Source organism: Bacteroides sp. 43_46, assembly GCF_001915455.1.
GTDB classification, from domain to species: domain Bacteria; phylum Bacteroidota; class Bacteroidia; order Bacteroidales; family Bacteroidaceae; genus Bacteroides; species Bacteroides caccae.
Genome location: NZ_MNQN01000113.1, coordinates 36,399 through 48,462, shown reverse-complemented (window position 1 = coordinate 48,462; position 12,064 = coordinate 36,399). Strand labels below are relative to the sequence as shown.

Sequence of the window (12,064 nt, the reverse complement as noted above, 5' to 3'; positions counted from 1 at the left end):
TATTAAAATAACGAACGGCGTTCGAGGATTGTTTAACAAAATGAAATATTTTTTCTATCCAAAAAGAAGATTCGTTACCTTTGCACTTATTATGAATAATAATTCGAAAAGCCCGGTCTCCGACCTTCAGTACCAGCAACTCCTGCTACGCATGGAGTATGAATACGAGAAAGAGGAATTCAAGCGACAAACCGAAACAATGGGTATTGCCCGTAAAGTGAAACGCGGTCTGTGCTGGTATCCCGTCTCTCCCGGTCGAAGCTACTACAATTCTCTGAATCAACTTGTAATAGATATTACACGGACCGAAAATAAAGAGATAGAACACTCTTTCGAGTTTGGTCGCCCCGTCTGTTTTTTCCACCAGTCTTTCGATGGAAAAGTGAAATATATGAATTTTATTGCTACCGTCAGTTACGCAGACGAAGAAAGAATAGTAGTGGTTTTACCTGGTGCAGGGGCAGTTATAGAGTTACAAGCGGACAGTTCATTAGGTATACAACTTTATTTTGATGAAACATCCTACCGGACAATGTTCGAAGCATTAGAAGATGCAATCCGCGCCAAAGGTAACCGCCTCTCAGAACTGCGTGATATCTTGCTGGGAACGCAAAATCCCGGATTCCGTGAATTATACCCTGTCCGTTTTCCATGGCTGAACAGTACACAGGAGACAGCCGTCAACAAAGTATTATGCACGCGTGATGTCGCCATTGTCCACGGCCCTCCGGGAACAGGAAAAACAACCACGCTCGTCGAAGCGATTTATGAAACGCTGCACCGGGAACCGCAAGTACTTGTCTGCGCTCAAAGCAACACTGCTGTAGACTGGATAAGTGAAAAACTGGTAGACCGTGGCGTACCAGTTCTCCGCATCGGCAACCCTACACGAGTAAATGATAAAATGTTATCATTTACTTACGAGCGCCGTTTCGAAAGTCATCCCGCCTATCCCGAGCTTTGGGGAATCCGAAAATCAATCCGTGAAACGGGCAGCCGGATGCGCAAAGGTAGTTATTCCGAACGGGAGGGTATGCGCAGCCGCATGAGCCGCCTCCGTGACCGTGCTACTGAACTGGAAATACAAATTAACACCGACCTTTTCGACAGTGCCCGTGTAATTGCTTCAACATTGGTCAGTAGTAACCACCGCCTACTCAACGGCCGACGTTTCCCTACCCTGTTTATAGATGAAGCTGCCCAAGCACTCGAAGCAGCCTGCTGGATTGCCATTCGCAAAGCTGACCGAGTGATTCTTGCCGGAGACCACTGTCAACTCCCTCCTACTATCAAATGTATCGAAGCCGCCCGTAGCGGACTGGATCACACACTAATGGAGAAAGTGGTACATAAGAAACCTTCTGCTGTCTCACTGCTCAAAATGCAATACCGAATGCACGAATCAATCATGCGTTTTCCATCCGAATGGTTTTACCACGGAGAATTGGAAGCTGCACCGGAAGTGCGTTACCGGAGCATTCTCGATTTCGACACGCCTATGAACTGGATAGATACCTCTGAAATGGATTTTCACGAGGAATTTGTAGGTGAGAGTTTCGGACGCATCAATAAACAGGAAGCCAACCTGCTTCTCCAGGAATTGGAGGCATATATCAACCGGATCGGAAAAGCAAGAATATTGGACGAAAAGATTGATTTCGGATTGATTTCGCCTTATAAAGCACAAGTACAATATCTAAGGAGTAAAATTAAAGTAAGCAGCTTTCTACGTCCTTTCCGTAGCCTTATCACGGTCAACACAGTAGACGGCTTTCAAGGACAAGAACGGGATGTTATCTTTATCAGCCTTGTTCGTGCAAACGAGGACGGACAAATAGGATTTCTGAACGACCTGAGGAGGATGAACGTGGCTATCACCCGTGCCCGTATGAAACTGGTCATTCTCGGAGATGCCGTCACACTTACCAAGCATCCTTTTTATAAGAGATTGATGTCATTCATAAAAAAAGAGGATTATGAGTAATCCTCTTTTTATCAAAGCCCCTTTTCTCACGAGAAAGAACTTTTTTAACACAAACAAAACAAACAATGTTTTCTGTCTTATATACCCTTTTTATCTTTCGCCACATCAGACTCAAGTCTTGGAATTAAAAATTCGAGATATTCTATCAATCGGCTTTTTCTTACCAGCAAAGGACTGTTGGTCTAACAGACACTTATAAACAGATATTGGGATATAGGAAATATATATATTTTACGTTCTTATTCCGGTATTTCATTTTTATAGTAGTTCTTCATTATTACAACTTGTTTTATTTTGTTGCCACAAAGATAACAACAAACTTGCATTATTTCTCTATAAAGACGGGGATATTTTGAAAAAAAGACGGAAAGAGTGTTTCTTCCCGTCTTTTTACGACATATATATTCAATCTGATTAGTTATTTTCAGGGCGAAGTTTGCGTACTGTTACAGCAGTCTGCCACATCTCGCTTTCGCGCAATGCTTTCAGTTCCACTTCCAGTTTCTCACGATAATCCGGTTTAGAGTTGGAATCAATAGAAATCTGTGCTTCGTTACCAGTCTTAACACTGTGATACAACTTTTCAACTACCGGTTTGATAGCATCGTGGAAGGGCCCCATCCAGTCGAGGGCACCACGTTGAGCAGTAGTAGAGCAATTAGCGTACATCCAGTCCATACCGTTCTTTGCAAACAACGGCATCAAGGACTGAGTCAGTTCTTCCACTGTTTCGTTGAATGCTTCAGAAGGAGTGTGACCGTTTTCACGTAATACTTCGTATTGTGCCAACAGCAAACCTTGGATTGCACCCATTAGCGAACCACGTTCACCTGTCAAATCGGAAGTAGCTTCTCGTTGGAAAGTTGTTTCGAACAGATAACCAGAACCGATACCAATGCCCAAAGCGATTGTCTTTTCATAAGCTTTGCCCGTAGCATCCTGATAGATAGCGTAAGAAGAGTTCAGGCCACGACCTTCGAGAAACATAGTACGCAATGAAGTTCCTGATCCTTTAGGTGCGACCATGATTACATCGATATCAGCAGGAGGAACTACACCTGTACGATCGTTCCAAGTGATAGCAAAACCATGAGAGAAATAAAGAGCTTTTCCTGCAGTCAGATAAGGCTTGATAGTAGGCCATACAGACATTACTGCTGCGTCAGACAACAGACACATTACGATAGTACCTTTCTCGCAAGCTTCTTCAATGCCGAACAAAGTCTCTCCCGGAACCCAGCCGTCTGCTACTGCTTTATCATATGTTTTTCCCGGACGTTGACCAACGATAACATTGAAACCGTTATCACGCAGGTTCAATGCCTGACCGGGACCTTGTACACCATAACCGATTACAGCGATTGTTTCATCTTTCAATACTTCACGAGCCTTTTCCAAAGGAAATTCGTCACGGATTACTACATTTTCAATAGTACCGCCAAAATTCAACTGTGCCATTTTCTTTTTTGTTTTTAGTTTTGGGGACTTACGCCACCCGTTATTAATTGATTTTATATTCTATGTTATTCAAATATCACTTTCGAACGACAAACGACTTCACTACCGTTTTTCTTCACTTCTACATGAAACTCGTTTGAATTAGCCTCGTCGCAGAAAAAAGAGAGTTCATCACCGAAATAACTTTCGGCTACGTATGCCATTTCAAAGCGGCGGATTCGTTTCGTCTTGTACAAGTCAATCGGAAACAAATCGAGGATATGCTCGATATAGCGGATACTATTTACATGACCGTTAATGTCAATGTCACTGTACTTTGCCGTCAGGGTAGCTACCGGTCGGTCGCTCGTCACTTTGATGCGCGAAGGTTTTTCAATAGGGCAAGGTTCGTCACATACGTAGTCTACGATACTTCCTCCGTGTAAGGTCAGCAAATCTGCCGGTTTGCGGGTATTGAGACTAATCATTGCCCATACGGAACGTGCGTATCCGATCTTTTTCCCATCTTTATCAATAATAGCGAAATTACGGTCAGTAAACAGACGATAGACATTTTCCACCCATGTCTGAACCGAGAAGTTCTCGTATTGATAAGGCATTTCGTCTAATTCTACAGCCAGGCGCGAGAGCACCCATGTGTAGTTATCTTCGTTCAGTGTCGCAATACCAAAGCCACGGTCACTTGCATGAAAACCTGCACAATTCAGTAGATGATTTCCCAACACCCCCATAGTCAGGCGACCGTTAAAGTCTACATGGAAAGGTTCCGCCACAAACTGATAAGTTCCTATTTTATTTTCTTCACTCATTATTCCTGCAGGTTTTTACTTTCGTTATATTTTGCCTCCCGTCCGTCGAGGAACTCATTCACCCGTTCAAAACAACTGGTGGTAATCGCCACACGCCCCGAACGAACAAACTGCAAAACACAATTCAATACCCGGAGTTCACCGTAAAGCGAGGTTATATCTTCACTCATCCCGTTCTTCTCAACAATGGAAAACACCGGGTTTACTTCCACTATACGAGCATTGTATCGACGGATTAACTTGGACGCTTCCGGATTCTCCTGAAAAGCAGGAGTAGACACCTTATATAATGCGATTTCATGGAAATATATTTCATCTTCCGTGAAGTAATGCGCCTGAATCACGTCGATTTTCTTCTCTATCTGTTTCACTACCTTCTCAATAGTGTCCTTATCTGTCCAAGCTGTGATTGTATATTTATGCACACCTTTGATAGATGAAGCAGAAACATTCAAACTTTCGATATTGATCTGCCGACGGGTAAATACAGCCGTCACCTGATTCAGCAATCCGGCAATATTCTCAGAATGAACAATGATTGTATATAATGTTTTATCACTCATAACTTTAAATTTTAAATACGAACTCTCAACTTCCCCTAACATTCCAACAACATTTGATTCACCGAACCGCCCGGAGGAGTCATCGGCAATACGTTGCCTTCTTCTATTACGCAGGCTTCAAGCAGGAACGGTCCGTCCGTTGCCAGCATTTCATCGATAGCCACTTTCAATTCTTCACGGGAATAGACACGTTTGGAAGGAATGTCATATGCGGAAGCTATTTTCATGTAGTCCGGATTCAACATCGGAGTAAATGAATAACGGCGGTTGAAGAACATAGCCTGCCACTGGCGCACGTTTCCGAGGAAGTTATTATTCAGGCAGATGATTTTCACCGGAGCTTTCTGTTCCATGATAGTTCCGAGTTCCTGGATATTCATTTGAAGTCCGCCGTCTCCCATAAACACGCAGACGGTACGCTCCGGTGCACCGAAAGTGGCTCCGATAGCTGCGGGAAGTCCGAACCCCATTGTTCCAAGCCCTCCGGAAGTAATAATACTGCGTTCTTTCGAATATTTAAAGTAACGAGCAGATATCATCTGGTTCTGACCGACATCCGTCACCAATACTGCTTCATGGTGGGTTGCCTCACTTACGGCACGTGCTACTTCGCCCATGGTCAGTGAATCCGTAGCCGGATAAAGTTCGGGACGAATTACTTTTTCTTCCTCCACCTTCTCATATTCTTTAAAACTATCGTTCCATTCGGTATGCTTGTTCTCTTTTAGTAATCCGGTTACGGCAGCTAATGTATTTTTGCAATCTCCCAGAACAGCGATATCTACTTTCACGTTTTTATTTACTTCCGCAGGATCTATATCAAAATGGATTACTTTTGCCTGTTTGGCATAAGTAGCCAGATTACCTGTCACGCGATCATCAAAACGCATACCGACAGCAATCAGGACATCACATTTGTTGGTATTGATGTTCGGACCTAAATTACCATGCATTCCCAGCATACCTTTATTCAAAGGATGATCGGTAGGCAAAGCGGAAAGTCCGAGCAATGTACATCCGGCAGGCATATCAGCTTTTTCAATAAAGGCTCTCAGTTCACTTTGTGCATTTCCGAGTTCTACCCCCTGTCCTACCAATACAAGCGGACGTTCGGCATTATTTATCAGTTCGGCGGCTTCCTTCACAGAATCTTCATCGGTATCAGGCACCGGAACATAACTACGTATAAAATCCAGCTTCGCCGGCTCGTATTTTGTCTTTGCATTCTGTGCATCTTTGGCGAAGTCCAATACTACCGGACCGGGACGACCGCTACGGGCAATATAGAATGCACGTGCCACCGCCCAAGCTACATCTTCTGCACGGCGAATCTGATAACTCCATTTAGCGATAGGCTGGGTGATACCTACCAAGTCGACTTCCTGAAAAGCGTCTGTTCCGAGAAAACCCGTCCCTACCTGTCCGGCAATAACTACGATAGGTGTACTGTCTATCATTGCATCGGCAATACCGGTGATTGTATTCGTTGCTCCGGGACCGCTTGTCACCAGACAAACACCTACCTCACCCGATACGCGGGCAAAACCTTGCGCTGCATGAGCAGCTCCCTGTTCGTGGCGAACCAAGATATGGTTCAATGTATTTTGATGATCGTACAAAGCATCGAATACCGGCATGATAGAACCTCCGGGATAACCGAAGATAGTAGTCACTCCCTGATGTTCCAAGGAACGCATCAATGCTTCCGCACCTGTTATTAAGTCTTTACTCATTCTTTATTTATATTGAAGATGAATATCAGTCGATGATTCTCACTGCTCCCTTATCGGCGGAACTTACCATGCTGGCGTATGCTTTCAGACTCTTTGGCACGTAACGGTCGCGAGTGACGGGAGTCATCGGGCGTGCAACCAGTTCTTCATCTGTTAGTCGCACGTTAATCGTCCGGGCGGGAATGTCAATTTCGATAATATCTCCGTCTACAATTTTTCCGATATTACCTCCGGCAGCCGCTTCGGGAGATATATGTCCGATACTCAATCCGGAAGTTCCACCACTGAAACGTCCATCGGTAATCAAAGCACATTCTTTGCCGAGGTGACGAGATTTTATATAAGAGGTAGGATACAACATTTCCTGCATACCGGGGCCACCCTTCGGACCTTCGTGCGTAATGACGACAACATCGCCACTGACGACTCGGCCCCCAAGGATACCTTCACAGGCTGCTTCTTGCGAATCAAAGACTTTGGCAGGTCCGGTGAATTTCCAGATACTTTCGTCCACACCTGCTGTTTTTACTACGCAACCATCTTGTGCTATGTTTCCTTTCAATACCGCCAGTCCGCCATCTTTGCTATAAGCGTGTTCGAAATCACGGATACACCCATTAGTGCGGTCTGTATCCAACTCTTTATAGTACATACCTTGCGAACCGAGTACAAGATTAAATTTATTTGCAGCTGCACTCGAATATTTCCTGATTGCTTTTTCGCTCACATTCGGGCTGGTGATTGAATATTCGTCGATAGCTTCCCCCAGCGTCATTCCATCTACCCGGCGAACGGAAGTATCCACCAAACCGGCTTTCGCCAGTTCATCCATAATAGCGATGATACCACCGGCACGGTTTACATCCTGAATATGATATTTCTGTGTATTCGGAGCTACTTTGCAGAGACAGGGAGTTTTGCGTGAAAGCATATCTATATCATCCATTTTAAAATCAACTTCCGCTTCGTGAGCTACCGCCAACAGGTGAAGAACTGTATTGGTGGAACCTCCCATTGCTATATCCAATGTCATAGCGTTCAGGAATGCCTGCCGGGTGGCAATGCTACGGGGAAGTATACTCTCGTCTCCTTCTTCATAGTATTTCATAGCGTTTTCTACAATCAGTTTGGCTGCATCTTTGAAAAGCTGTGTACGGTTTTCGTGAGTAGCTACAATAGTTCCGTTGCCCGGCAACGCCAAACCGATTGCTTCATTGAGACAGTTCATAGAGTTAGCAGTAAACATGCCGGAACAACATCCGCAAGTAGGACAAGCATTTTGTTCGATATTCGCTACTTCCTGATCGCTTACGCTTTCATCGGCCGATTTAATCATCGCATCAATCAGATCGAGGTGCTGACCGTTCCATTCGCCAGCTTCCATTGGCCCGCCTGATACGAACACGGTAGGAATATTCAGACGCATAGCCGCCATTAACATACCCGGAGTGATTTTATCACAGTTGCTGATACATACCATTGCATCCGCCTTATGTGCATTGACCATATATTCCACGCTGTCTGCAATGATGTCACGTGAAGGAAGTGAATAAAGCATTCCGTCATGCCCCATAGCAATACCATCATCGATAGCTATTGTATTAAACTCCGCAGCGAAGCATCCCAGCTTTTCAATTTCCGCCTTCACCTGCTGACCGATTTCATGTAGATGTACATGCCCCGGAACAAACTGTGTGAATGAATTTACGATCGCTATAATGGGTTTTCCCATCTGACTCTTCTTCATACCGTTGGCTGCCCACAATGCACGGGCTCCCGCCATCCGACGGCCTTGCGTACTAAACGAACTGCGTAATTGCTTTTTCATTTCAATCTATCTTTTAATTAAAGAGCCTCTCTCACATCAGTGAGAAAGGCTCTAAATTCTATCTTTTATGGTACGAACACATACAACACAAAACCTTTCTCACGCTCTTGATGGGACCACCACGACGCGAATAATATGCAAAACTGCTAGGTTAATAGATGTATGTAACATATTCATATCTTCTTTTCTTTATTTTCGTGATGCAAAGGTAAGGGCTTTTTTATTATCTCCAAACAAATCGAAGAAAAAAATCACTCAAAAACTAAAAATTGTAAGATAAGAGCGGCATTATTTCTCTATTTTATCACTTAACAGTTGAATTTGCAACTATTATCCAACCGTACACTTCTTCCCGTCTTTCTGACAAAAGCACTTAATAATCTGAAATTTACCTTCCCCATACCGGAGAGCAAGCAAATAATTCGTATCTTTGCCCACCTATCTTTTTAGGAATTTATTAATTTAGAAATAAAAATATCAAATGGAAACAGCAGAAAACAAGTACATTACCGTTGCATACAAACTATATACAATGGAAGATGGAGAAAAAGAATTGTTCGAAGAAGCAAAAGCTGAACATCCTTTTCAATTCATTTCAGGCTTAGGTACAACTCTCGAAGACTTCGAAAACCAGATAACTTCTCTTGCCAAAGGTGATAAATTCGATTTTACCATTCCGGCAGATAAAGCATACGGACAATATGACGAACAACACGTTATCGACCTTCCGAAACATATCTTCGAAATTGACGGTAAATTCGATAGCGAACACATCAAAGAAGGTAACATCGTACCTTTGCAGACTGGCGATGGCCAGCGTGTGAACGCCAGCGTAGTGGAAATCAAACCGGACGTTGTAGTAGTTGACCTCAATCACCCGTTGGCCGGTGCCGACCTGATTTTTGAAGGTGAAATCATCGAAAGCCGTCCTGCTACTAACGAAGAAATTCAGGAACTGATTAAATTGATGAGTGGCGAAGGCTGCGGTTGCGGATGCGACAGTTGCGGTGGCGGCTGTGGTGACAATGAATGTGGCGACGACTGTGGCTGCGAAGGCGGCCACTGCCATAAGTAAGAATTCACCGCCATTACCCAATGGTAAATAAATAAGAAATGGAGAATGAACTCATACAGTTTCATTCTCCATTTTTCTTTTCTAATGATCTAATTTTCCATTCAACATCCCTTATGCGTCATGATATCCAACACCATTTTATCCGTCTCATTCATGGCTTGCGAACCGATTCTTGTTAGATTACGGATACTCTGATCTACATCTTCGTCGATAATTCCTTCAACGGAAGTCACGCAACGGTCTTCCATTGCCATAATTGCTGATAATACGGCTGTTGAAACTCCTGTGGTTACTTTCAGAGCGCAGCTTGGCTTCGCCCCGTCACAAATCATTCCTGTCAGATTGGCAATCATATTTTGGACAGCGAAAGCTACTTGGTTGTAGTTTCCTCCCATCAGCCACGTAATCCCGCAACTGGAGCCGGTGGCAGCTACCACACAACCGCACAGGGCAGAAAGACGTCCCAAACTTTGTTTGATATAAATTACGGTGAGGTGACTTAACATTAAAGCACGAATAAGTTCTTCTTCTGTCTTACCATTCTCCTCGGCAAAGACAACAACGGGAAGTGTGGCGGATATTCCCTGATTGCCACTGCCTGAGTTACTCATTACAGGGATCATTGCACCTGCCATACGTGCATCACAAGCAGCCGAAGTATAAGAAAGAATATGGGAGAAAACACTGTCACCCATGACTTTATGTTCATAAGTTCCACGCAGCATCTTTCCGAGGGAGTGTCCGTAGTTGCCTTTAAAAGCTTGTTCGGCTGCCGCTTTATTGAGGCGGGCTGTATCGAGGATAAAGCGTATTTCATCCAGAGGAGCTGTCAGGGCAAAATCATAAACTTTGCGAAGATTCAGTTCGGGAGAGGTTTCTTCTTCCTCCTCGGCGGTAGCCTGCTGCTTGTCGAGCAGTACATTTTCGTTCATCGCTATATATATAAAGGTAGTATGTCCGCCGGAAATCACGGCTTTCGCAGTTTTGTCACCGGACTTACAAATTACTTCGATATACAGTTTTTCCGTAATATCTTCCTTTAAAGAAATACGAATTCTTTTTTCTGCAATAAATTGTTTACCCTGTTCCACCGCTTCCGGAGTACAGTCTCTCAACACCTCCAGTTGATAAGCTGACCGACCGATCAATGCACCCAAAGCAACGGCAATAGGAAGTCCCACCATGCCTGTGCCGGGAATACCTACTCCCATTGCATTTTTTAAGATATTGGCACTCAATAACACTTCAATTTTTTCGGGCTTCACGCCCAATGTCTCTGCTGCTTTGGCTACACAAAGTGCCACAGCAATAGGTTCCGTACACCCAATAGCCGGAATTACTTCTTTTTTTATCAGCTCTATAATTTGCTGTCTTTCAGATTCAATCATGCACTTCTTTAGTTTTGTTCCTACAAAAATAGGAAATTCTTTTTTATCATACATTCAATAATGAACAAATAAATTTCCATATTGTTATTACTCCTCGTGAGAACCAAACTTTAACTGAAAGAATAAGTAGAAAAATGAAAGCAAAACACGTGATTATCTATTTGCTGCTGGTTATTGTTACATCTTCTTGCATTCGCGACGAAGCTCCCAATGCAGAGGCAGACATTCTAAGTTGCCGGCTACCGGGAATAACAATGACGACTAGTCCTATCATCAATAATAATTCCGTAACCCTCTTTGTCACTCCGGGAACGAATATCTCCGCCCTTGCACCGGAATTTACACTTACTTCGGGAGCTACGATCACACCCGCCAGTGGTACAGAACGCAATTTCAATTCGCCGCAGGAATATCAAGTGACAGCCGCTGACGGAATTTGGAAAAAGACTTATGCCATATCAGTCATTGATACGGAACTTGCTACAATTTACAATTTCGAAGATACCATCAGCGGAAAGAAATACTACATATTTGTGGAAAGGGAAAATGATAAAGTCATCATGGAATGGGCCAGCGGCAACGCCGGTTACGCCATGACCGGAGTAGCTAAAACAGCCGACGACTACCCTACTTTCCAAATAGCAAACGGGAAAAATGGAAAATGCCTTTCGCTCGTGACACGCAGTACCGGATTTTTTGGCGGATTGGTCGGAATGCCTATTGCCGCCGGCAACTTGTTTATCGGTTCATTCGACGTGAACAATGCCATGAGCAATCCCCTGCAAGCAACGAAGTTCGGCCTTCCTTTCCGGCACGTGCCGACTTATCTGGCAGGTTACTATAAATACAAGGCGGGAGACCAGTTCACCGAAGGCGGCAAACCTGTCGAAGGGAAACGTGATATATGCGATATATATGCTATCATGTACGAAACGAGCGTATCCGTCCCCACTCTCGATGGGACGAATGCATTCACCAGTCCTAACCTGGTTTCTATGGCACGTATCAAAGACGCCAAGGAAACAGACGAATGGACTTACTTTAAACTCCCGTTCACAACCCTTCCGGGAAAATTCATCGACAAGGAAAAATTGACAATGGGAAAATATAATATATCTATCGTATTTACATCCAGTCTGGAAGGAGACCACTTCAACGGAGCTATCGGAAGCACCTTATTAATTGATGAAGCTGAATTGATTTACCGCTCGGACTTGGACCATTAA

At 44.0% G+C, this 12,064-nt stretch carries 9 protein-coding genes; 3 read left to right on the top strand and 6 right to left on the bottom strand.

What is annotated here, in order from left to right:
- Positions 1 to 40: 40 nt before the first annotated feature.
- Positions 41 to 1,984, top strand: coding sequence for an AAA domain-containing protein (locus tag BHV72_RS11315; protein ID WP_182426374.1), 1,944 nt, complete (start codon positions 41 to 43; stop codon positions 1,982 to 1,984).
- Between the two features lie 414 nt (positions 1,985 to 2,398).
- On the opposite strand, the gene ilvC is transcribed toward BHV72_RS11315, so the two are convergent.
- The 5 genes from ilvC to ilvD all read right to left on the bottom strand — a co-directional run bounded on the left by ilvC (position 2,399) and on the right by ilvD (position 8,375).
- Complete coding sequence (gene ilvC / locus BHV72_RS11310; RefSeq protein WP_005678860.1) at positions 2,399 to 3,442, bottom strand: ketol-acid reductoisomerase; 1,044 nt, start codon at positions 3,440 to 3,442, stop codon at positions 2,399 to 2,401.
- A gap of 65 nt (positions 3,443 to 3,507) precedes the next feature.
- Positions 3,508 to 4,251: an acyl-[acyl-carrier-protein] thioesterase gene (locus BHV72_RS11305; RefSeq protein WP_022042887.1), complete on the bottom strand. Its 744-nt coding sequence runs from the start codon at positions 4,249 to 4,251 to the stop codon at positions 3,508 to 3,510.
- Entirely contained in the window at positions 4,251 to 4,814 is a 564-nt protein-coding gene (ilvN, locus tag BHV72_RS11300; RefSeq protein WP_022042886.1) for an acetolactate synthase small subunit, read from the bottom strand. The genes BHV72_RS11305 and ilvN overlap by 1 nt, the downstream gene beginning before the upstream one ends.
- A gap of 35 nt (positions 4,815 to 4,849) precedes the next feature.
- The gene (gene ilvB, locus BHV72_RS11295) at positions 4,850 to 6,547 is read right to left on the bottom strand and encodes a biosynthetic-type acetolactate synthase large subunit (RefSeq protein WP_005678856.1); all 1,698 of its coding nucleotides are present in this window, start codon (positions 6,545 to 6,547) and stop codon (positions 4,850 to 4,852) included.
- Positions 6,548 to 6,572: 25 nt separating this feature from the next.
- Positions 6,573 to 8,375, bottom strand: coding sequence for a dihydroxy-acid dehydratase (gene ilvD, locus BHV72_RS11290; RefSeq protein ID WP_005682741.1), 1,803 nt, complete (start codon positions 8,373 to 8,375; stop codon positions 6,573 to 6,575).
- Between the two features lie 481 nt (positions 8,376 to 8,856).
- On the opposite strand from ilvD, the gene BHV72_RS11285 reads away from it, so the two are divergent.
- On the top strand, positions 8,857 to 9,450 hold the full coding sequence (locus BHV72_RS11285; RefSeq protein WP_005682740.1) for an FKBP-type peptidyl-prolyl cis-trans isomerase: 594 nt from the start codon (positions 8,857 to 8,859) through the stop codon (positions 9,448 to 9,450).
- Between the two features lie 101 nt (positions 9,451 to 9,551).
- Here the strand turns inward: BHV72_RS11285 and BHV72_RS11280 are convergent, their stop codons facing one another.
- Positions 9,552 to 10,838 carry an L-cysteine desulfidase family protein gene (locus tag BHV72_RS11280; RefSeq protein WP_005682739.1) on the bottom strand — a complete coding sequence of 429 codons (1,287 nt, stop codon included), beginning with the start codon at positions 10,836 to 10,838 and terminating at the stop codon, positions 9,552 to 9,554.
- Between the two features lie 134 nt (positions 10,839 to 10,972).
- On the opposite strand from BHV72_RS11280, the gene BHV72_RS11275 reads away from it, so the two are divergent.
- Complete coding sequence (locus BHV72_RS11275) at positions 10,973 to 12,064, top strand: PCMD domain-containing protein (protein WP_022042884.1); 1,092 nt, start codon at positions 10,973 to 10,975, stop codon at positions 12,062 to 12,064.